21 protein-coding genes and 1 pseudogene are annotated in these 21,088 nt (G+C 68.1%); 10 read left to right on the forward strand and 12 right to left on the reverse strand.

Going from position 1 to position 21,088, the window contains the following annotated elements; translation table 11 throughout:
• Positions 1–54 precede the first annotated feature (54 nt).
• The gene (locus IE206_RS29120) at positions 55–522 is read right to left on the reverse strand and encodes an RICIN domain-containing protein (RefSeq protein WP_189967224.1); all 468 of its coding nucleotides are present in this window, start codon (positions 520–522) and stop codon (positions 55–57) included.
• Between the two features lie 145 nt (positions 523–667).
• Here IE206_RS29120 and IE206_RS29125 point away from each other — a divergent pair, with 145 nt between their 5' ends.
• Positions 668–4,435 carry an nSTAND1 domain-containing NTPase gene (locus IE206_RS29125; RefSeq protein WP_189967226.1) on the forward strand — a complete coding sequence of 1,256 codons (3,768 nt, stop codon included), beginning with the start codon at positions 668–670 and terminating at the stop codon, positions 4,433–4,435.
• 450 nt (positions 4,436–4,885) lie between these two features.
• On the opposite strand, the gene IE206_RS29130 is transcribed toward IE206_RS29125, so the two are convergent.
• Positions 4,886–5,770 (reverse strand): DUF3626 domain-containing protein, encoded by an 885-nt coding sequence (locus IE206_RS29130; protein WP_189967228.1) that lies wholly within the window; start codon positions 5,768–5,770, stop codon positions 4,886–4,888.
• Positions 5,771–5,898: 128 nt separating this feature from the next.
• Positions 5,899–6,246, reverse strand: coding sequence for a hypothetical protein (locus tag IE206_RS29135; protein ID WP_189967230.1), 348 nt, complete (start codon positions 6,244–6,246; stop codon positions 5,899–5,901).
• Here IE206_RS29135 and IE206_RS29140 point away from each other — a divergent pair.
• Entirely contained in the window at positions 6,232–6,654 is a 423-nt protein-coding gene (locus IE206_RS29140) for a hypothetical protein (RefSeq protein WP_189967232.1), read from the forward strand. The two genes, IE206_RS29135 and IE206_RS29140, sit on opposite strands and share 15 nt — an antisense overlap.
• On the opposite strand, the gene IE206_RS29145 is transcribed toward IE206_RS29140, so the two are convergent.
• Positions 6,620–7,108 (reverse strand): DUF4265 domain-containing protein, encoded by a 489-nt coding sequence (locus IE206_RS29145; protein ID WP_229853247.1) that lies wholly within the window; start codon positions 7,106–7,108, stop codon positions 6,620–6,622. The two genes, IE206_RS29140 and IE206_RS29145, sit on opposite strands and share 35 nt — an antisense overlap.
• A gap of 451 nt (positions 7,109–7,559) precedes the next feature.
• Complete coding sequence (locus IE206_RS29150; RefSeq protein ID WP_189967236.1) at positions 7,560–7,916, reverse strand: ArsR/SmtB family transcription factor; 357 nt, start codon at positions 7,914–7,916, stop codon at positions 7,560–7,562.
• An 83-nt stretch (positions 7,917–7,999) separates the two neighbouring features.
• Here IE206_RS29150 and IE206_RS29155 point away from each other — a divergent pair, with 83 nt between their 5' ends.
• Complete coding sequence (locus IE206_RS29155) at positions 8,000–9,295, forward strand: MFS transporter (protein WP_189967238.1); 1,296 nt, start codon at positions 8,000–8,002, stop codon at positions 9,293–9,295.
• Between the two features lie 539 nt (positions 9,296–9,834).
• Here IE206_RS29155 and IE206_RS29160 read toward each other — a convergent pair.
• A complete protein-coding gene (locus IE206_RS29160) occupies positions 9,835–10,041 on the reverse strand; it encodes a hypothetical protein (protein ID WP_189967240.1) in 207 nt (68 codons plus the stop codon).
• Entirely contained in the window at positions 10,041–10,316 is a 276-nt protein-coding gene (locus tag IE206_RS29165) for a hypothetical protein (protein ID WP_189967242.1), read from the reverse strand. The genes IE206_RS29160 and IE206_RS29165 overlap by 1 nt, the downstream gene beginning before the upstream one ends.
• A 131-nt stretch (positions 10,317–10,447) precedes the next feature.
• Between IE206_RS29165 and IE206_RS29170 the strand changes: the two genes are divergently transcribed.
• The 6 genes from IE206_RS29170 (at position 10,448) to IE206_RS29195 (ending at position 14,890) form a co-directional block, all read left to right on the forward strand.
• Positions 10,448–10,822 (forward strand): hypothetical protein, encoded by a 375-nt coding sequence (locus tag IE206_RS29170; RefSeq protein WP_189967244.1) that lies wholly within the window; start codon positions 10,448–10,450, stop codon positions 10,820–10,822.
• Between the two features lie 501 nt (positions 10,823–11,323).
• Positions 11,324–12,223: an FG-GAP repeat domain-containing protein gene (locus IE206_RS29175; protein WP_189967246.1), complete on the forward strand. Its 900-nt coding sequence runs from the start codon at positions 11,324–11,326 to the stop codon at positions 12,221–12,223.
• Between the two features lie 579 nt (positions 12,224–12,802).
• Positions 12,803–13,240, forward strand: a complete 438-nt coding sequence (locus tag IE206_RS29180) for a hypothetical protein (RefSeq protein ID WP_189967248.1) — start codon at positions 12,803–12,805, stop codon at positions 13,238–13,240.
• Positions 13,241–13,274: 34 nt separating this feature from the next.
• Positions 13,275–14,066 (forward strand): hypothetical protein, encoded by a 792-nt coding sequence (locus tag IE206_RS29185; protein WP_189967250.1) that lies wholly within the window; start codon positions 13,275–13,277, stop codon positions 14,064–14,066.
• Between the two features lie 40 nt (positions 14,067–14,106).
• A complete protein-coding gene (locus IE206_RS29190) occupies positions 14,107–14,379 on the forward strand; it encodes a tetratricopeptide repeat protein (protein ID WP_189967252.1) in 273 nt (90 codons plus the stop codon).
• 19 nt (positions 14,380–14,398) lie between these two features.
• Complete coding sequence (locus tag IE206_RS29195) at positions 14,399–14,890, forward strand: tetratricopeptide repeat protein (protein WP_268254455.1); 492 nt, start codon at positions 14,399–14,401, stop codon at positions 14,888–14,890.
• A gap of 79 nt (positions 14,891–14,969) precedes the next feature.
• On the opposite strand, the gene IE206_RS29200 is transcribed toward IE206_RS29195, so the two are convergent.
• Positions 14,970–15,152: a hypothetical protein gene (locus IE206_RS29200; RefSeq protein ID WP_189967256.1), complete on the reverse strand. Its 183-nt coding sequence runs from the start codon at positions 15,150–15,152 to the stop codon at positions 14,970–14,972.
• A 938-nt stretch (positions 15,153–16,090) separates the two neighbouring features.
• Positions 16,091–16,819 (reverse strand): hypothetical protein, encoded by a 729-nt coding sequence (locus tag IE206_RS29205; RefSeq protein ID WP_189967258.1) that lies wholly within the window; start codon positions 16,817–16,819, stop codon positions 16,091–16,093.
• A gap of 223 nt (positions 16,820–17,042) precedes the next feature.
• Here IE206_RS29205 and IE206_RS29210 point away from each other — a divergent pair.
• Positions 17,043–18,316 (forward strand): annotated as a pseudogene (locus IE206_RS29210) (IS30 family transposase).
• Positions 18,317–18,462: 146 nt separating this feature from the next.
• On the opposite strand, the gene IE206_RS29215 reads toward IE206_RS29210, so the two are convergent.
• From IE206_RS29215 to IE206_RS29225, 3 genes are all read right to left on the reverse strand, one after another.
• Positions 18,463–18,708: a DUF6233 domain-containing protein gene (locus IE206_RS29215; protein WP_189967260.1), complete on the reverse strand. Its 246-nt coding sequence runs from the start codon at positions 18,706–18,708 to the stop codon at positions 18,463–18,465.
• 165 nt (positions 18,709–18,873) lie between these two features.
• On the reverse strand, positions 18,874–19,761 hold the full coding sequence (locus tag IE206_RS29220; RefSeq protein WP_189967262.1) for a GNAT family N-acetyltransferase: 888 nt from the start codon (positions 19,759–19,761) through the stop codon (positions 18,874–18,876).
• Positions 19,762–20,597: 836 nt separating this feature from the next.
• Entirely contained in the window at positions 20,598–20,900 is a 303-nt protein-coding gene (locus IE206_RS29225; protein ID WP_189967264.1) for a hypothetical protein, read from the reverse strand.
• Between the last annotated feature and the right edge of the window lie 188 nt (positions 20,901–21,088).

Genomic DNA, 21,088 nt, shown 5'->3' on the forward strand with positions numbered 1-21,088 from the left:
CGGATGCCGTGCCCGGCCCGGCACGCGGGGTGCCGGGCCGGGGCTGATGGCCGGTCAGAAGTCCCAGGCCTGGCTTGCCGCGCCGTTGCAGCTCCAGCTCACCAGGAGCTGGCCGTTCTCGGGCCGGCCGCCGAGGATGTCCAGGCACTTCCCGTTCATACGGCTACGGATCTCGTCGCCGTTGCGGAACCACTTCTGGTTGATGCCGCCGTCACAGTCCCACATGCTCGCCGAGCCCTGGTCGCCCTGGGCGAAGGCATAGATCTCCAGACACTTTCCGTTGAGGTTGGAGCGGATCTGCTCGCCGTCCCAGCGCCACTGCTGGTTGGTATTGCCGTGGCAGTCCCACGTCACCGTGGAAGCGCCGTTCTCCTGATGGAACGCGAAGACGTCCGCGCACCTCCCGTTCAGCTTGGACTTGAGCAGCGGTGCCGCGGCGAAAGCGGGCGACGCCGTCAACGTACCGCCGGCCACAAGACCGGTCACGGCCACCAACAGCATCAGTCGTCTCAGAACCCTCATGGTGCTCCTCCGTATCGCTCTTGCGCGGTTGCGCTGAGCCAGGTCTAGCCCCCGGTGAATGTCCGGCGCCGGGACGCGGATTGCGGACATCAAAAGCTGGACAATCACCACGCAGCACCGCAGGGATGACTCCGGGAGGGAAGCGATGCCACGCCCCGAACGCCCGCTCGACCCGGACGGCAGCCCGCTGACGCGGTTCGCCGCCGACCTGCGGAAGCTGCGCGAAGCGGCAGGTCTGCCGCCGTACCGGACCTTGGCGAAGCAGGCGCACTACGCGTCCACGACCCTGTCGGACGCCGCGGGCGGCCGCGCCTTCCCGAGCCTCGCCGTGACGCTCGCGTACGTGGAGGCGTGCCGGGGCGACCGCACGGAATGGGAGACCCGCTGGCACGCGGTCGCCGCCGAGATCGCGGCCGGCGCCACCGACGTCGGGCCGGCCGAGACCAGTACGCCGTACGCCGGCCTCTCGGCGTTCCAGCCGGAAGACGCCGACCGGTTCTTCGGGCGGGAGCGGCTGACCGACGAGGTAGTCGCGAAGATCCGGGACCACCGGTTCCTGGCGGTCTTCGGGCCCTCCGGGTCGGGCAAGTCCTCGCTGCTGCGGGCAGGCCTGGTCGCCCGTGCACGGGCCACCGATGGGCCGGTCATGCTGTTCACGCCGGGCCCGCACCCCCTGGAGGAGTGCGCGATCCGGCTGGCCGCGAGGACAGGTGAAGCGCCGGGCACGCTGCTGACCGAGCTCCGGGGCGGCCCCGGGGCGCTGCACCTGCGGATCCGGCAGACCATGACGGACTGCCCGACCGACCTCGACACGCTGATCGTGGTCGACCAGTTCGAGGAGGTCTTCACCCTCTGCCGGGACGGCGGCGAACGGGCCGCGTTCATCACCATGCTGACCGCCGCAGCCACGGCACCCACCAGCCGGGCCCGGGTGGTCCTCGGCGTACGCGCCGACTTCTACGAGCACTGCGTGCAGCAACCCCGCTTGGTCGAGGCGATGCGTGACGCGCAGATCGCGGTCGGCCCGATGAGCAGCCAGGAACTGCGCGAGGCCATCACGCGGCCGGCCGTGCTCGCGGGGTGCACGGTGACCGGCGCCCTCCTCGCGGCGGTGGTCGCGGACGCGACCGGTCAGCCCGGCGCGCTGCCCCTGGTCTCACACGCGATGGTCGAGACCTGGCGTCGCCGCAGCGGCAACCGCCTCACCCTCGACGGATACCTGGCGGCGGGCGGCATCCAGCACGCCCTCGCACAGACCGCCGAGGCCGCCTACCGGGCGCTGACGCCCGCCCAGCAGGACCACGCCCGGTCCCTCTTCCTGCGCCTCACCGCGCTCGGCGACGGAACCCAGGACACCCGGCGCCGGATCACCCGGGACGAGCTGGACCAAGGACCCGACACCGCTGCTGTACTCGAATCCCTCGCCGGGCAACGGCTGGTGGTCCTGGACGAGGAGTGCGTCGAGATCACCCACGAGGCGATCATTCGGTGCTGGCCGCGTCTGCGCAGCTGGCTGACAGAGGACCGGGACCGGCTGGTCGTGCATCGGCAACTCACCGATGCGAGCGTCGACTGGGAGGCCCACGACCACGATCCCCACGCCCTGTACCGGGGGGCCCGCCTGTCGGCGGCACTGGACCTGGCCACCGGCGACGGCAGCCGCCTGACCGCCAAGGAACGGCGCTTCCTCGATGCGAGCCGCCAGGCACAGGCCGGCGAGCTGGCGGCGGCCAGACGGCGCACCGTCCGTCTTCGTCAACTGGTCGCCCTGCTCACCATGTTGGCGGTCGTGGCGGTGACCGCAGGCGTCCTCGCAATCGGTTCACGCGGGACAGCCATCCAGCAGCGCAATGTTGCCATCGCACGCAAGGCCGCGGCGGATGCCGCCGAGGTACGCCAGCAGAACCCCGCGCTCGCCGCGCAACTCAACCTGGCCGCGCACCGGTTGGCCGGTACCCGCGACGTACGTGACCAGCTGATGAGCGCGTTTTCGACCCCGTACACGAGCAGGATCACCGGCCACACCTCTGACGTGGTCTCCCTCTCCTTCGCTCCTGGGGATGCGGTGCTGGCCACCGCGAGCTGGGACCGGACGGTCCGGCTCTGGGACGTCCGGAACCCGCATCGCCCCGTACAGCTCGCGGTGTTGACCCAGCCCGACCGGCTGGTCTCAGTGGCGTTCGGCGACGGTGGCATGGTCCTCGCCACGGCGAGCGAACGCTCCGTGCGTCTCTGGGACGTGTCCAACCGCCGAGCTCCAGGCCAACTGAGCACACTTCCACAGCAGCTCGCCGCACCAACGTGGGTGGCCGCCAGACCCGGCGGCGTCATCGCCACCGGCCACACCGACGGGACGACACGGCTGTGGAGCGTGGGCGATCCCCGGCGGCCACGCCTCCTCGCCACTCTGCCGGGCCACACGGACGCGGTGACCTCGGTGGCGTTCAGCGCGGACGGCCGCACGCTCGCGACCACCGGCGACACCACCGTCCGGCTGTGGAACGTCATCGACCCCATGAATCCCCGGCCCCTCGACGTCCTGCGCGGACACACCAATACGGTGACCTCGGCCGCCTTCAGCCCCGACGGCCGCACCCTGGCCACCGGAAGCTGGGACCACACCGCGCGCCTCTGGGACCTCGGCGACGCCCCGCGAACCCGGACCCCCGCGATCCTGCACGGCCACCCCGCCATCGTCTGGTCGGTGGCGTTCGCGCCGGACGGCCGGACGCTCGTCTCGATCGGGGGGTCCACCCTGTTCTGGGACGTCGCCCACCCGGCGGACCCGAAGCGGATCAACATGGTCCAAGGCGGCGCCTATCAGGCCGCGTTCAGCCCGGACGGCCGCACCCTCGCCGACTCCGACCGGCTGCTCGACCTCAAGGACCTGACTTCCGGAACCCACGACGACGTCGTCACGTCCGTGTCGTTCGATCCCGGGGGCCGCCTCCTGGCCAGCGCCAGCTGGGACGGCACCGCGCGTCTTTGGCAGGTCGTCGGCGGGCGGGCCCTGTGGCCGCTGGCCGCGCTGCGCGGGCACACCAAGTTCGTACGGTCCGTGGTGTTCAGCCCGGACGGGCGCACCCTCGTCACTTGCAGCGAGGACACCACCCTCCGCGTCTGGGACGTAGGTGACCCCCGCGCGCCCCGACAGATCTCGGTCCTCACCCCCGAAGCCGGCGAAGTGGGAGGCGCTCGTTTCGGACCCGACGGTCATCTGCTGGTTGTCTGGGCCCAACGGGAGACGGGGCTATGGGACTTGGGTGACCCGGCTCGGCCGCGGCGGCTGGGCCGGGTGCCTGCGGGCGGGCCGGACGTCTCGATGGTCTCGATCCGCCCCGATGGCCGCACGCTGGTGACGAGCACGGGCGAATCCGGCTCGCTGCGGTTCTGGGACATCGGCGACCCGCGCAGCCCCCGGGAGTTGCCGTCGCCGTTCCGTTCCGAACCGCTGGCCGACGGCGTGTTCAGCCCCGACAACCGGAGGCTGGCCGCCGTCCACCGGGCGGACCAGGCGGTCTGGCTCATCGACGTCGGAGACCCGGCCCGCCCGGTGGAGGTGAAGCACCTGCCAGGTCCTGGCTCATGGCTCTACACGCTCGCCTTCGCCGCGGACGGCCGCCAACTGGCGGCGGGTGCGGCGGACGGGAGGGTCTTGCTGTGGGACCTGAACGGAGATCCTGTCCCCACCGTCCTCACCGGCCACTTTAGCCCCGTACCGACGGTGGCATTCAGCCCGGACGGACACACCCTGGCCACCGGAGGCAACGACTTCACCATCCGGACCTGGGAGACCCGCCTGGACAAGGTCATCACCCGCATCTGCGACAGCGCGCACCCCCGTCTCACCCGGGCGGAGTGGGCCCAGTACTTCCCAGCGGTCAACTTCGACCCACCTTGCCCCGGCACCTGACCCGGGTCCAGTGACCTCGTACCGAGTGGAGTCGGCAGCTGCGCAGATCGACTGGAGCGACGCGCCGACATCGTTGCTCAGGGTGTGTCGTCGCAGTGGGTTTGAGTTGATGGTTGTGTTGGCGGGGTTGTGATCTGCGGTGCTGCACATTCTGGGACGGGTTGGTGCGGGGCTTGGGGCTGTTGTTTTCTGGGTTTCTGGGTGGGGTTGGGGCTTTGACCTGGTGTGCTGCAGGGAGTGGGATTGCTGCACAACGGTTGGGACTTCCTGGGGTGTTGTAGCGGGGTGTGGTTGGAGGGTGTTCGGAGTTCGGATTACGGGTTTGGGGATTCGTCTGCGTCGTGTCCCGGGGGCCTGGCACGTGGTGTTCTGACGGACGGTGAGTGGGTCACGGCCAGGCGTACCTCCCGCTGGGTGAGCGGGGCCCGATTCCTGATCCGTGGTGGCAGTTCAACGCCGTGATGTGTATGAGTCCGCGGCCTTCGTCTTGCCCGGCCGGCAGGGCGTCCCGAAACGGGCCAGGTAGTGCCACACTTTCTTGACCGCCTGAGGGTCATAGTGGCCGGTGCGGGCGGCATCTCCGACGATCCGGGGGTCAAGTACGCCGTCAACAGCGATCTTTGTGCCTAGGTTGACGTATTCCTGGCCGCGGTAGCCGGGGTGCCGGCAGAGTTCCTCGACAGTGAGCCGGAAACCGGGGTGCCATTCCACGCGGCACCCCAGACGCAGGGCCGCGTCTTCAATGGCCGTGCCCTGGTAGCAGGGGTCCAGGACCAGCGCCTCGACATGGCAGTGCGGCTTCACCGGCCCATGAACCTGAGCCTCGATGTAGTCGTCGAGATCGTCCTGACGGTCGGCGAGGGCGAGCTCGATGAGCCCCATGCGGTCTGCGATACCGAAGTCCGTAGGTTCAAGGAAACTGTCCGGGTAGCAGAACGTCGTCCGCGTCAGCGTCTCGGCAGCCAGCCGGAAGTGCGCGGAGCCGAACCGCGGGGCCCCGCCGGCCGGCTTGCGGCGGAAGTCCAGCGCCCCGTAGACCGGTCGCTCATGAGCGGGTGCTTCGTCGTACGCTCTGTTGAAGATCCGGCTCTCCCAGCGCCACCGGTCGCCGCCGGGATGTGCGGTCAGTCCGCCGTTACTGGTCCCGGTGACGAACTGCGAGCAGTAGGTGCCTGTTTCGGCCATGGCGTCCAAGACGGGCCGGCCGTGCAGCAGACGGTCCGGGTGGAAGTTGAGTGTCACGCGCAGCGACGGGTCCACCGGCGGGCCCGTCGACAGTCCCGCGACATGGCGAAGGGCCCGTTCCTGTGCTGTCAGGGATGCTGCGGGGCTCATCCGTGCAGTGTTCCCCATGCTGAACAACCGGTGCACGCGGGTTATCTGCCAACAGCCCGTTCGGTCTGAGGCCGGAGCAAGGATCGCCGATCGAGCCGACTACGAAAGCTCCCAACTCCGAGCACACTCTAGTTGTGGGGGTCGTGGTGGCCGGTGTGGAGGGTGTCGAGGTGGTCGAGGGTGATGGTTTCGGTGCCGTCTTCGATGGCTGCCTGGGCTGCCTGGCAGATGAGTTGGTGGAGGGTGGGCATGTAGCCCTGGGTGCGCCTGTGGAGGTAGGCGGCGAGTTTGACGAGGGTCCCGGGTTGGTGGTGGAGGCGGAGGTTGTTCTCGGTGGCGGCGAGGACGCTTTGCCACTGGTCGGGCTGGGCGCGGGTGTAGGGGCCAGGCCGTACCCACAGCACGGGGACCGGGCTGTGGGCGGGTATCGCCTGGGTGCCCGGGGCGGGGGCGTGGCCCAGGTGGAGATCCTGCACGGGTATGCGACCGTGTCCCGCTGCGGTTTCAACTTCGTGCTCAGGATGAAGATTGCCGTCTACGACCAGTGGCGCCGGGGCCGTGACGATCTGGTGGCCGCCGGCATGGACAAGGAGGAGGCCAACAAGAGCGAACCGAAGGCCCGGGTACCGAACCGGAACCGGACCCAGGCCTGCTGGCGGGAGACCGAGGGGCAGGGCTTCATCGGACCACTCCGCCATTCCAGACAGCCAAATCTCAACTATGACTGGCAGTTGGTGGATCAGGCGGCCAGACCGTGCGATCTGAGCCCGGCGACGCGCGTACAGCTGCCGTCGGCAGGCGCTGCTCTCGAGGAAGGCCCAGGCCCAGGTAGCCCCCGGACGGACTGCCTCAGCGTGCGGCCGTGGCCCGCCAAGCGGGAGTGACACATCCTTCTTCCCAGTGCCACCACTCTTTGGCCGCACCATGCTCCAGAAGCCGGCGAATCCGTCGGAGGTCCGCATCCTCAGGGACGTCCAGGGCGACCATCCGGTACCGCGCAATCCCTTCGCCGGTCGTACCGAGCCGGTGAAAGATCTCCAGCACGCTCTGCCGGGCGGCAGCCGAGCCTCCGTTTTTCAATACAATCAACCGGATCGTGCAGTTCTCGGAGGCCTGAACCGTCTCTCCGGCCCAACGAACGCCTTCCTCGTCGACCTCCACGCGAATGATGTCGCAGCTGGCGGCTCCGCGCACGAACCAGGGCGTGTTGTCCAACCGCACTGTTCCGTCGCCGAGATCAACTGCCCACAGGCTCTCCACGCTCGACGGCGGCCAGCCATCCTCATCAATTTCCATACGGAAGCTGACCTTCACGTGGTCATCACTGATGTGCGTCACTGCAACATCATCCGCGCAGCTCTGGACATGCCTGGCCATGCCTCCGACGGGCAACGATCTACGCGCTCATCGGAAACGACCCCCATGGCCGAGCATTCGCCCAGCTCGGACCCGCTTGTGAACACCCCACAACAACGACTGTTCTTGAGTTCTCTCAAGAGCTGTCACGAGATCCCGTTCCGCCGAAAGTGGGGGGCGAGATCTTCGTCGTTTCCGGGGTCTGTTCGGGGTGGTGGATGGCGGCGGTCGTGGAGTTCGGGTGTGCCGCTGCGCCTTCTTTGCTTGTTCCGCGCATCACGGCTCCGGAGGAACGCGCTGATCTCCCACCATGCCCTGGACGTCGCTGAGATCGTGCGTCAGCTCCAACAGGGGTGACACGTCATCGGCTTTGAGGACACTTCCGGCCCGGCACTTGGCCACGGGGCATCATCCGTTTCAGGGCCGGGGTGGCTCAGGCCTCGGGTGACCAGCTGGCGATCACCTCGCGTCCTTGCGGGATGGCTAGATCGAGCAGGCCAGGGAAGCGGGCGTCGAGGTCCTCGCGCCGGAGCCGGTTCAACCGCCGGGTTCCCTCGTCGCGCTGGCGGATCACGCCGGCTTCCCGGAGAGTCTTGAAGTGGCCGCTTTGGGTGGACTTGCTGACTGGCAGTGCGAACGTTGTGCATGCCAGTTCGCCGTCCGGCTCGACGGCGGCGAGTCGGGCGACGATGGCCAACCGCACCGGATCCCCGAGCGCGGTCAGCACGGTGGTGAACCGGAGTTGGGCACGGTCGGGGTGGACGAGTTCGGTGGCGGTTCGGCTGGCCATGTCCCCAGCATACCCGCACATGTTCGGCGTTCTCGAACATGTGCTATGTTCGGAAACGTCGAACATGATGCTTGGAGGAACGGATGCAGCACGATCGCCTCACCGCCGCACACCGCGGCACGCCACTCCACCGCGACTGCCCGGCCCTGCATTCCGGCTCGCCGAGTACGGACCTGGACGGGCAACCCGCCTCCAGGGACCGATGGCGCTTTTGGGGCACCGCCTACGCGCTGCTGACCCTGCTGACCGGCACGAACCTGCCGACGCCGTTATACCGGGGCTATGAGGCGAGATTCGGGTTCTCGCCGCTGGTCGTTACGCTGATCTTCTCCGCGTACGTGGCCGCGCTGATCCCGTCCCTCCTGGTCGCCGGCCCGGCCTCGGACGCGGTCGGACGGCGCCGCGTGCTGCTGCCGGCCATCGCCCTGGCTGCGCTGGGATCGCTGGTGTTCGCCCTCGCCACGAGTACGGGGTGGCTGTTCGCCGCCCGCATCCTGCAGGGCGTAGCACTCGGCGCGGCCTCGGGACCGCTGACCGCGGCGCTGACAGAACTGGAGCCCACCGGCAATCGACGCAAGGCGGCACTGGTGTCCACCGTGACGTCCGTGGGCGGCCTGGGACTTGGACCCGTGCTGGCCGGCTTCCTCGCCCAATACGCCCCGGCACCCGATGCCTTGCCGTTCGCAGTGGAAATCGTTCTGCTGGTGCCCGCGGCGGCCATCATCACGACGCTGCCGACGACACGATCAACAGCCCGGTGGCGCCCCCGCCGACCCGAGATCCCCACGACCATGCGGGCAGCCTTCGCCACGAGCGGGACGGCCGGCTTTCTCGCGTTCGCCGTGATCGGGTTGTTCCTCACCCTCGTCCCCGCCTACGTGACCACCCTCTCGGGCAGCAAGAACCTGCTGCTGGGCAGTGCAACCGTGGCACTGATGCTGATCTGCTCCGCGCTCGCCCAACTGGCCTGCTACGGCAGGCCGGCCCAGGCCCAGGAGCTCCTCGGCCTCCCGCTCCTGGCGGCCGGCCTGGTCCTGCTCGTCCTCGCCGGCGGCTACTCCTCCCTGATCCTGCTGCTCGCCGCGACCGTGACAGCCGGCACCGGTCAGGGCCTGGTATTCCTCGGCGGTCTCACCACGATCAACCAAGCGGCCCCCGCCGGCCGCCACGCCGACGTGATCTCCAGCTTCTACGTGATCATCTACCTCGGCGTCGGCCTGCCCGTCATCGGCGTCGGACTCCTCGCCACCGTGACCGGGCTTCTCTCCGCCGTGCAGTACTTCGCCGGCGTCGTCGCGCTGCTGTGCCTGATCGTGCTGCTCGCCCTCGCCCGAGCACGTCACCGCACCTCGCCCCCCAGCGAAACCGCCGCCGAGTAACCGGCTCCGGCCACCCCTTCACCTGGGAGATTTCATGGACACCATCGAACTCGGACGCCGCCTACCACCGCCTGCTCACCGCAGCCGAAGCGATCAGCGACACCAGCGCCCGCGCCGCGGACCCACGCTCTGCCACCGACTGGATTCTGAGCCACCTCGCGCTCAGCGACGGCATCCTCGCCACCGCGGCACGCGCGTCCGTGAACTGGCAGGCGAGAAGGCGGCCTTCGCCCCGACCGAGCGCCCGGCGCCGTCATCGAGACCGGCGCCGGCCTCGCCAGACTCGTCGGTCTGTCCCTGACCGTTTTCTCCCGGACTGGGCGCCAGGTCGTGGAAGCCGGATGGCTTGAGGAATCCAAACGCCTCGCTCACTGCGGCTGCTTCCTGGTGCGGGCGCTCCTGGGCGGTTTCAGGATCTGTTCGAACCGGTCGTCCAGCTTCTTCAGGTGAGGGTCCCTTTCATGTGAACGCCGACACGTCTGGGGATTGAAGAGGAGTTGACACCTGGCGAGGGTCGGCTCTTGCCGGGGTTGAGGTGGTTACCGGAGGATGCCAACGGTGAGGAAGAAGGCGCCGAGGGGGACCCAGAAGCCGCCGACGATGCGAAGAGTTCTGGGGGTTGCGGTTCCGACGCGTGGGGTGAGCTGGGCGAACAGGTGGAAGGCGCGTTCAGCGGCATTCGCGATGTTGGTTACGAGGAGCAGGCCGGCGATGAAGAAGACGGCACCAATGGCGGCGAAGAACATCATTTCTCCTTCTTCTGTTCCCACAGGGTCCATCCGTCGGCCTGGCTGAAGCCTGTGGAGATTTCGGCTCCCAGACCGAGGCCCAGGCCGCCTTCGAAGGTTGCGACGTCGTCGCCCTTGGAGTTGGTGGTTCCGATGGCGTTCTGGTGGCTTCCCCAGAGGCCGACGCCTGGGTGGATGGAGCCGCTCTTGTCCCAGCCCGTGCCTTTGAGCTGACGATGTCGTCGGCGTTGCTCTTGACGACACCGACGTTGGCGGACGCTCCGAAGTCCCACCCTGCGGTGGTGGTGGAGCCGGAATACATCAAGTTGATCTGGGAACGGCCGTCAGGGGTACGGGTGTTGACCAGAGAGATCTCGCCGCCGAGACCGATGCCGAGGCCGAGTGAGCCGCTCAGGCTGATCCCTTGGGTGTTGTTGAACCCGGTGGCGTCGGCCAGTCCCTCAACGCCGGCGCTGATCAACTTGCTGCCGAGATTGCCCGGTTGGGAAAACCCGCGGGAGGCGCCGTTGACGCCCCGGACGAGTGTTCTCAGAAGCCCGGCCTGGTGGGCGTCGGCCTTTGCTTTGTGTTCGGCGTCGGCTTTGCGTTCCGCCTCTTCCTTTTTGGCCGCTTTCTCGTAGGTCGCGATGTCGCCGACCGCCTGCCCATTGAAGCCGTGGAGCGTGCCATCCAGCGGGTTCGCGTCGACGACGACCGCACCGAGGGCGGCGGCGAGGTCCTGGTCGGCGCCCCCCATGGCCGTGTTGAAGCCTCGTCCTCGTCGGACGAGAGCATGTGAGTCTCCGGTCGGCCCCTGGCCGAGACACCGAGGAAGGTGGACACGGCCTTCGCCGCGCCCACCCCGTGATCACCACCCCGATAACGCACACGAACGCGTCAACGACCACCGCGAACAGCACGTCCGGCAGCGGCCGCGCGGGCGGCGAGGTTGAGCCAGTTGGTGACCGGGTGATACCCGTGACCAATCCGGAAAACGCCAAAGCTTGCATGCTGCAAGCCAGTTGGCCTCACGGCAGTCCTCCGGCTGGTGGTTGAGGTGGGCGGTAGTCAGACCGACCACGGATCCGGTATCCGGGTGGATCTGCTCGTGGAGAGCCGGGCAGCGGCCGCCTGCCCGCTCGAACCGGGGCGGCTCAAAACACGTTTTGAAGCTGCGTCCTGGCAGACAGCGGCCTGATCGGGAGCGGCACCAGCCGCCGGATCAAGCCCGCTGCACGGCTGCATAGAATCCGCTGGCTAGTTCGGAGCGATCCGAATCTTCTTCTGGGGGAAAGACTCCATGCGCCCTACCGTCCGTTCTGTCCTCGCCATGGCTGCCGCCGGGCTGGGACTTCTTGCCGCGTCTGTCGTTCCGGCACACGCAGCGGCCAAGCCCACCAGCTGCCTCTCCGGAGGCGCGTACTCCGCAATCTGGACTGCAGAACCAGCCGACCATGCCACCCGGCCCTTCGGGGATCTGAACCGGGACGGGCGGGCCGACCTGCTGCAGCGCAACAACTGCACCGGCAACCTCTACTACCTCCCCGGTGACCAGAGCGGCGTGCTCCTCGGCGGCGGCTGGAACAGCATGACCGCCTTCACCCGTCACGGAGACCTGACCGGCGACAACAACGAGGACCTGCTCGCCCGGGACCGGGACGGCGTGCTGTGGCTCTATCCCGGCAACGGCCACGGCTCGTTCGGCAGCCGCACCAGCCTCGGAGGCGGCTGGAACAGCATGCGCCTCATCAAAGTCGTCGGTGACCTCACCGCCGACAACCGGGGCGACCTGCTTGCCACCGACAGCAACGGAGCCCTGTGGCTCTACCCGGGCAACGGCCACGGCTCGTTCGGCAACCGGACCCAGATCGGATCCGCCTGGAACTCCATCCGCACCTTCGCCGGCATGGGGGACATCACCGGCGACGGCCACAGCGATCTCATCGCCAGCGACACCGCGAACAGATTCTGGCGCTATCCCGGCAACGGTCAAGGCGGATTCGGGGACCGGGCCCCGCTGCCCGGCATAGCCGACTACCCCGACATCGTCTCCGTGGGCGACGTCCTGTCCGTCAACGGCGACCACTACAACGACGCCCTGGGCACTGGCCACATACTCACCCTGCTCCCCGGCACCAAGGGCGGGGGACTGGGCGCTGGTTGGGGCGGCCCTGATATGAACGGCACCGAACTGTTCTGAGCGGTCCTGGCGCCGGAGAGGCGACTTCGGCCCTCATCGACGGGCTGGAACAAGCTGGAACAAGAGCGAAGGGGCGGGGCCGCTTGGTGCGCTCAGGCACGCAGATCGATGCCGATTGCGAGGTCAGGCCCGGCGAGGGTGTGAGTGAGGAGCCGGTACGGCTCTGCCCATGCGCCGTGAATGCGGGCCTTGGCTCAGTGGAATGTGCCAGTCCTTCCCGCTGCCAGCAGCAGGCTGACTGACATTGGGGGATCGCGGGCGCCCCTCTGCTTGAGGGGCACCCGCACCCACCAGGAGGATCTGTGATGACGAGACCGCGCCCGGTCTACTACATGGACTACTCGGACGACCTCGGCCTCAGCGGGCTGACCGGAATGGTCTGCTCACGTGTAGGCCTGCGGATCGACGCTCAAGTAGTCCTCTCGGTTGCGGAGCAACTGGTGACGGAGCAGGAGGACCAACAGCTAGGCACCGATGTTCGGTTGCTGCTCGATGCCCCCTTGTCTGAGGGGGCCCCTGCGGGGTGTGTGGTTGGCCGCTACGCGAGGGTGCTTCGACCCGACCGAGGAAGGCGAAGGGATGCGGCAGTGGCTGCAACGCATCTCGGACGTCTGCCCACCCCAGGGAGATGAAGCAGACCTCCATACCTCAGCCAGCTTCGACGGGCATCGCCCCCAGGTAGGCGAGGAGGACCTGCGCAGCATCGTGAAAGCGGAGATTGACCACCTCGCCACGAAGCTGCAAAATGCCATCCCGACATCGGAAACACTGTCGGCGCTCTACGACATCGTCCAGCATGCCGATGCCGACCTCGGCCTACGCATGTTCCTACGCGCCGTAAAGGCCTACTCAGTACCGGTCTCCGCAGAACAGCACACCCGGCTCCTCCAGCTCGCGGAGCAACTGGCCTATCACTTCTCCGTCGTCCACGACGGCCTCAACGTCAGGTGGCCGCCGATCGATCCCGCAGACCGGGCCAGTACTGAACACCTGGCTGCGGGATGTCCTGACGAGTGAGGAATACGGAGAGCTCCCTGCCAACCTGGTCGCCGTGCTCGCCGGGCAGGGACGGCTCGACACCGGCTGCTGGGGTGACCACCTTGAGCTGGTCACCGAAGTACCCCTGCAGGTATTCAACGACGAGGAAGCCCGCAGACTGCTGGGCGCCCGCGGCGTCACCGACCCGGACGTCATCGAGGTCATCCTGCAGCTGACCGGACGACTGCCCGTCCTGGTCGACCTGCTCGCCCAGACCCGCCCCCACCACACCAGCCAGATCGGCGACCCTTCCGACACCGCCGTCGAACGCTTCCTCAAATGGGAAACCGACCCCAGCCGACGTACCGCCGCCCAGCTCTGCGCGCTGCCCCTGCAACTGGACGAAGACCTCTTCCACGCCCTCATATCCGACGTCACGATAGATGAGTACGCCTGGCTGCGCGGCCTGCCCTTTGTCACCGGCCAGGCCGGCCGCTGCCGGTACCACGACGTCGTACGCACCCCCATGCTCCGCCTGCAGCGCACCCAGTCACCCGCACACTGGCAGCACCACCACACCCGCCTCGCCGACATCTACCAACAACGCCGCCACGCCCTGGAATCGACGCTTCCCGACGACCGGCGGTGGGGCGACACCGCCTGGCTCGAACACCAACTCAACGAGAGCTACCACCGCCTGTGCGCTGACCCCCACCAAGCCCTCCCCGACGTCCTCCAGCAAGCGATCCACGCCTGCGACCGGGGAGCCGACGTCCTGCGCCGATGGAGCCAGGTCCTCACCCAGGCCGGCACCGACACCGACGCCCCCTTCCTGACGACGTGGCCTGGTCCCCCCAGACCCTGACACCGACGACAGTGACGTCGTCGCCGCCCTGACCCAGCTGTTGACCGCCCCCGGGCTTGCTGCCTCCGACCAGGCACTGGCTCTCAGCCTCCGGGGTCGCGAATACCGCCACGCCAAGCGCTACCAGCAGGCCCTGACCGATTGCACCGGAGCCCTTGCCCTCGACCCTGACCTCGACCGCGCCTACTTCGGACGTGGTCTCACGCATCGATTCCTGGATCACTACGCCGATGCCGTAAGCGACCTCAGCCACGCCATCGAACTGAGCCCCGATGACAGCGAGTACATCGCCAGCCGCGGTGCCGCTTACTGATTCGCGGGGCGCCATGAGGATGCCTTGGCCGACTTCAACCGCGCCATCGAAAATCGACCCCACCTACACCTGGGCCTACATCAACCGCGGCAGCACCTACCGGAGCATGAACCGCTACGACGACGCCCTGGCCGACTTCAACCGCGCCATCGGACTCAGGTCAGGAGATGCCTGGAACCACTTCGAAGTCGCGGTAACTCTGCGGCTCCTCGGCAGACCGCTGGAGCACGATCACTGGCGTGAAGCCGTGCACATCCTTACGGCTGAGGCATCTGCAGGGGGTTCCGACGCCGTTCACGCAAGCGGGAATCTCCTCGTGATCTACTGCGCGCTGCCCGAATGGGACAAGGCCGCAGAGGAGGTGGAGCGTTTCCTCACCTACGCCCCGACACCCTCACGCATCCGGGAGGCACTGGAGGATCTGGCCCAGCTCCCAGAGACACTGCCCGTGGACCTGCCCCTGCTGCAGTCACTGCAGCGGCGGCTGGAGAGCACCACACCAGGGCTGTAAGCCAGTCTCCCTGCACGCCCCTGGGCCGGGCCCGCCGAGGAAGAACCGGCTCGACCAGGACACGGCCGCGGACGTCCAGCTACACGGCCAGGACGCTGTCGTTCTTGGCGGTTGCCAGCTGCGCATGGTCGGCGGTCTGCGTGTACGCAGTCTTGGTCTGCTCGGCCAGCAGGCCACTACCTGGGCGGTGTCGCCGTAGGCCCGTCGCCACCCGAAGCAGGCGGCAGCCCGCGTCCATGAGGGAATGACGGGCAAGGAACACGGTGACCTCCACGGGAGGACCGGTCGCCCGACCTCGGCTGACCGAACGGACACCGCGCAGCCCCGCCGATTACCCCAGCGGATGGTGGTGCGGGGCAGTACGGAGAGCGGCCGGGTCGGCGTCCATCGGGGAGGGGCCGCCCGAGTTCGCCGATGTCTACGGCGGCGTCGCCGCGGCCAGTCCAGAGGCCGGCGGCTGGCGAGCGGTGAGCATGGCGCTGAACTCTGCGACGGCTTGCTGGTCGCCTGGGTAGAGGGGGCTGCAGCCTTGGCGCCCGGGCATGCTCGATGGCCGACTCTGCATCGCAGGCACCCCCTTCGCCGGAACCTTGGCCCGTGAGATCACGCCATTTCGCGCAGGGCGATAAACAGCCGCACCGTCTGGTCGCCCCGCCCCGCTTCACAGCAAAGCCACAGGTCTTGCCCACCGTGCGTGGGTCTCAATCGTCAGGACGGTCTCGCTGCCGTGCGTCCTGCCGAGTTCACCATGCTGGAACACATCATCGACGTAACCCAGGGCTAATTGCCTTGGTGGGCCGGGTGGCTGGCGGCTTCGACAGATCACCCGGCCGCTGCCGAACCCAGCCGCTTTCATCGTGGCGAACATCGCCGGGGCCGGGTCGAGATGAACGATGTCGGGCGCCGGCACGAGATGCGCCGGTCCTGGAGTCTGAGTGACACCACGACCGTATTGCATCAAGCACAACTTTGATGCACTGCCTGTTTGGCCTGCAGGTCACCGGAGCGGGTGAACGGTGGCGGCAGTCGTCGTCGGCCGTGACGACACGCCACTGATCCGGGAACAGAGTTCCGGCCCGGCCGAAGCCCGGCGCCTCCTTCAGCCATCGAAGCCCCAACAGCTCGTCCATGCCTGGCGCGAGCGACGCCTGCCCCGCTGATCACGGCCTACCGCCAGAGGCTTTCTCCGCACGCGCCGTGTTACCTGGAGGTCGTGTCGTTGTCGAGGTGCCCGGCCATGAAGTGGTCGGGCCGGCAGATCCCGCAGTCCTCGACGTCGAAGCTGTCGCACAGCGCCCACTCCTGTACCGAATCCGCTCCAGCCCAGGTGCGCAGTTCCGCGTCGGTGGCCTGCTGCCAGCCGCCGAGGGCGTGCACGGCTGCGATGCTGGCTTCGGACAGGGCCCGGGCCGGTTCCCAGAAGACGTCCGGGTGTGTCGTCCAGCGTTCCAGCGCCGCGCTGACCGCCGCGAGGGCCACCGGGTCGGTACGGGGCTCGGCGACCGGCTTGTGGCCGCACGTGACGAGGACACCGTGGGTGCTCCATGCCATGTGCCCGCCGAGCGCGCACTCGGCGAGTACGCGCTGGGGGTCGACCGTCCAGCGGGCCTGTGCGCCCAAGAGGAAGCGGGTCAGGGCGAGGCAGACGCTCGGTATCGCCCGGGAGCCGGCCGCCACCAGGCGTGCCGTCAGCTCCCGGCTCTCCTCCTGCGGGGGGCGGTACCAGTGTCGCAGGGGGCCGCGGTCGGCCAGCAGGTCCTCGACCGCACGGAGGTGACCGCGTTCGAATCCGGAGGTCACCGGTTCGTAGATCAGCCGGCCGTGCAGCGGATGGTCCGCTGCAAGCGGCCGCGTGCGCTGCTGCCACCGCACCCAGGATGCATCCAGCAGCCGCCACGGATGGTCGCCGCGTTCGTCAAAAGTGATCACCCGGGCAGTATCAGCTCCCCGCCACGAAGCCCTCCACCCAATTCCGCACAAGGCGGCATTTCCTCTTCAGAGGTCACCGCCCCGCCCGGCTTGTGCTGCAGGCGGGGGTTGGCCAGGCGTGAGCGCGGCCGGGCGGCCCTTTGGCAGGCCGGGAACGGCGACAGGGCCTCGCCATGGGCTTCCCTTCTAGTGGTCGTCGCAACACCCCAGCTCAAGGGGTGCAATGGACTTCGAGATCCGCGAGGAGCGGGGCAACTACGGCGGCAAGCCCCTGACCCGTGAGCGGGAGGCATACCTTCGGCTCGTGGATCTTGGGGTAAGCAACACGGAAGCCTGCCGGGTCGTCGGCATCAACCGCCGCACAGGCACGCGATGGCGCTACGGCCGGCAGGCATCCGGAAAGAAGAAGGCGTCCGCCCCCATCGTCGACACGGGACTGCCCTGGGAGCCCCGTGAGGTGGTGCCGCCTCCGCCTGCGGAAGCCCCCGAACCGGCTGCCCCGTCCCGGTACCTGGGCGAGTCCGACCGCATCCACATCGCTGACCGGCTGCGAGAGAAGGCATCCATCCGGACGATCGCGGCCGAGTTGGACCGCAGCCCCTCCTCCATCAGCCGGGAAGTCCACCGCAACCGCACCGTCCTGTCCGACGGCCGCTGGTACTACCGCCCTCACGCCGCCCAGCGGCGGGCAGACAAGCGCAAGCCACGGCCCAAGCCCGGCAAGATCGGTCAGAACCCCGAGCTACGAGACTTCGTCCAGGAGCACCTGGCCCGACGCTGGAGCCCCGAGCAGATCTGCCACGCTCTGCGCAGACGGTTCCCCAACCGGCCGGAGATGCACGTGGTCCACGAGACGATCTACCAGGCCCTCTACGTCCAGAGCCGCGGTGAGCTGAAGCGGGAACTGACCCGCGCTCTGCGCACCGGACGCGCCATGCGCCGCCCTCACCGGCAGGCAGCAAGCCGCAGGCAGCGGTTCCCGCACCCGATGGTCATGATCAGCGAGCGGCCCGCCGAAGCAGCTGACCGTGCCGTTCCTGGCCACTGGGAAGGCGACCTCATCGTCGGCACGAAGTCCCGTTCCGCCATTGCCACTCTGGTCGAACGCAGCACCCGCTACCTGATGCTCGTCCACCTCCCTCACGGACACGGAGCCGCCGCCGTTCGCACCGCGCTGGCGGAGACCGTCCAGACTCTTCCGCCTCACCTGAAACGGTCCCTGACCTGGGACCAGGGCACGGAGATGGCCTACCACCACAACTTCACCGTCACCACCGACGTCCCGGTCTACTTCTGCGCCCCGGCCAGCCCCTGGCAGCGCGGTTCCAACGAGAACACCAACGGCCTGCTGCGGCAGTACTTCCCAAGGGCACCGACCTGTCCCGCCACACCTGTGAGGACCTGGACGCCGTCGCCGCCGAACTGAACAGCCGCCCACGCAAGACGCTCGGCTGGGAAACCCCAGCCGAGCGTCTGTCTAAACTGCTCGCGGCTTGATCAACTCACCGCGGTGTTGCAACGACCCCTGGAATTCGCCCCTTTGGCGAGGCCCTGCGATCAGTGCGCCTACCCGGGGGGAAAGGCGGGCTGTTCAACGAGTCGGCGCCGGGATCGGTTCGCCGCCCGGGAGTAGAACGATTGCTCTACTCCCGGGCTTCTTGCCAGGCGTCGGCTTGGTGGTCCTGGCCGTGGTGGAGGATCGGCAGGAGGGTCTCGGCGGCGTCGCACGTGGTGCACGCTGCCGTGCCGGGGCGCGCGAGGGCGTCCAGGGCCGCCATGGTGGCCGGGGCCCGGGCGTGGTCGGTGGCCAGCCGGCACCCGGCGGAGTGGAGGGGGTGGTGCTCAGGTCGATACCGGGGATGGGGCGGAGCTGCGCGGCTGTGACCCACGTGTCGTACTCGACGGGCTCGGCGCCCCCGCCGCACTGGTGAAGAGGCAGTATTCGATCCCTGCACTATTCGCGCAGCGGTCCGCGGCAGATGGTGTGCCCAGCCCGGCTCGTCGATGCGGGACCTACGTCCGATCCCTCCCGGACTGTTGTCCAGGGGAGCCCGTCATGCGGCCTCTGGAGCGCCATAGGAGAACCGGTATCCGGCGAAGTCCGTGACATGGACGTACCCGATCCGCTGGTAGAGGGCGTTGCTCGTGGGGTTATCCGGGTCTGTGAACAAGACAACGTCTGTCGCCCCTGCAGCCTGCGCAGCCCTACTCGCCTCGACCGTCACAGCTCCGGCGTAGCCGCGGCCGCGGAGGTGGGCCGGGGTATAGACGGGGTCCAGCCGGACCATGCCGCCGACGACCGAGGTCGAGGCCGCCATCGAGACGGGGTTGCCCTCTGGGGTCTCCCAGAACGTGAAGTGCCTGTCGCCGAAACGCGAGTCGTCCCAGGAGCCGGCGTCAATCAACTCGATGGAGTGTTGCTCCCCGACGTCGACACAGAATTCGCGGCACCAGCGGACGATCTGGTCATGGTCCTTACCGCCCGTGGGGCGGCCCTGGCCCTCCGGGCCAGGTTGCGGTGGGGTGAGCGTGCCAAGACGGTAGAGATGCGTTCGCCAGAAAGGCACCGAGGCTGCGCCCGTGTGCTTCTGCCATGACTCGGAGAAGGCGCCGGCGGTGTCGTGGTCCGCGATGACGTTGGTGGGTGAGTGACCGAGGCCGGCCAGGTGTGCAGCGAGGGCATCGGTCTGCTCGGCAGAGAGAGGCGTGATGCCCAGGCGTGCGAAGGGGGTGAGATAGAAGATCGCGCGCACCTCGCCCTGTGATTCCAGTCGGCCGAAAACGGCGGCTTCGGCGTCCTGATCGGCCGCCTTGTGTGTCCGCAGCTTCTCGAGGTCCGTCAGCGGCGTGTTGTGCAGGGCGGCGCGCAAGCGCAGGAAGTGTCCGGCTCGGGCAAGGAAGGCGTCGATGTCTTGGGTGAGGTGCCAGTCATCCGGGAGCATGCTTCATGATCCCGGACGACCTCGGCTCGGGGCAGCCCCTTCAATGCCTTTGAGCCACGTCCCGTTCCCCTCGTCCAGCGCGGGCGTCTACGGGTGTTGCCGAGCCCACCCGTCCCTCATCGCAGAGGAAACCGCTGGCTCCGGGTCCAGAAGGACAACGTTCGGTGCCAGGGCAAGACGCACCGAACCGGGTGCCTCAGTGACCATGCCCGGCGTTGTATCAAACGCATCATTGTGGCGTCCATATCGAGCGGTGCTGGTCAGCTACCGAAGGAGGCCAAGGGCGTTCCCGATGCAGGGTCTCTGATCAGCAGGAAGGTTCGAGGTAGGGCTGTACGAACTGTTGCAGCCAATGCAATTCATCTCGTTTACCGCGGTCTGCCACAGGGGGACACCGATGTGGTACATCCACAGTCCGGTGTCGAGCTGCTGGCGCTCGTAGAGCCGTACCCGCTCGATCGTCTGTCCTTTGAGGCGGAGATCCCGCAGATCGCCTCCCAGACCTTCCACCCCGGCGCGCCAGGGTAGGGCCGGGGCATGCCCGCGCCCTCCGGTTTCCGGTGACGGTCCCCACGGACGGGAGCGCACGGCAAAGGGGCTCAGGGCCTGACCGGTCCCGGGCCTCTGGTGCACGGTGTTCTTTCCTGGGCGACGGGTTCAGCGACCGTCCGCGGGCGAGGTCACCGTGGCTGCCGGCTCACAGTTCGGGCCCAGTGGCCGCGCCGCGGGCGCGCGGCATCCGGGGTTTTCGTCACTGCCCCGGGGCGCCGGATGGGGTCAGCCGAGATCCCGGATACTTACACAAAGTATGCATATGATTACAGTTGGTAGTTTGATCAAGGCTTCGTGTCCACGTAGGGAAGGGTCGAATGATGCGCAGGTTTCAGCGGGTAGCGGTCGTGGCCGCGGCGGTTGTGGGGTTGTCCACTCTCGGTGTCGGTGTCGGTTTCGCCCATGACGGTGGTTTCGGTGGGAGCACCGTGGTGGAGCACGGCCGGGACAATGGCTGGGGTCAAGGCCGGGACCAGGGTAGGGACGACGACCGTCAGGGGCGGGATGACGACCAGGACAACGGCCGGGACGACGGCCAGGGCCGGGGCGACGGCCAGGAGCATGGTGGCTGGCACGGTCACGGTCACGGTCACGAGCACGGTCGGGACAACGGCTCTGACAACGGGGACGACGAGTAGGGGGACGCCGACAGTGGCGGGGGCCGGGCCTCGGCAGGGTCTGATGTGTGAAGCCTTCTGCGAGTTTTCGCCCGGGTGGTGACTCGTGGCCGGGTTCGGGCGTTGGACTGGGTGGTCCGGCAGGCCGGTTGCCCCCC

Origin of the sequence: Streptomyces violascens (assembly GCF_014649955.1) — a bacterium.
Lineage (GTDB): Bacteria > Actinomycetota > Actinomycetes > Streptomycetales > Streptomycetaceae > Streptomyces > Streptomyces violascens.

Coding starts and splice junctions, on each gene's coding strand:
- IE206_RS29120 (WP_189967224.1), bottom strand. CDS start 522: ATGAGGGTTCTGAGACGACTGATGCTGTTGGTGGCCGTGACCGGTCTT.
- IE206_RS29180 (WP_189967248.1), top strand. CDS start 12,803: ATGCGGCAGTGGCTGCAACGCATCTCGGACGTCTGCCCACCCCAGGGA.
- IE206_RS29195 (WP_268254455.1), top strand. CDS start 14,399: ATGCCTTGGCCGACTTCAACCGCGCCATCGAAAATCGACCCCACCTAC.
- IE206_RS29155 (WP_189967238.1), top strand. CDS start 8,000: ATGCAGCACGATCGCCTCACCGCCGCACACCGCGGCACGCCACTCCAC.
- IE206_RS29130 (WP_189967228.1), bottom strand. CDS start 5,770: ATGAGCCCCGCAGCATCCCTGACAGCACAGGAACGGGCCCTTCGCCAT.
- IE206_RS29125 (WP_189967226.1), top strand. CDS start 668: ATGCCACGCCCCGAACGCCCGCTCGACCCGGACGGCAGCCCGCTGACG.
- IE206_RS29175 (WP_189967246.1), top strand. CDS start 11,324: ATGCGCCCTACCGTCCGTTCTGTCCTCGCCATGGCTGCCGCCGGGCTG.
- IE206_RS29150 (WP_189967236.1), bottom strand. CDS start 7,916: ATGGCCAGCCGAACCGCCACCGAACTCGTCCACCCCGACCGTGCCCAA.
- IE206_RS29220 (WP_189967262.1), bottom strand. CDS start 19,761: ATGCTCCCGGATGACTGGCACCTCACCCAAGACATCGACGCCTTCCTT.
- IE206_RS29160 (WP_189967240.1), bottom strand. CDS start 10,041: ATGTTCTTCGCCGCCATTGGTGCCGTCTTCTTCATCGCCGGCCTGCTC.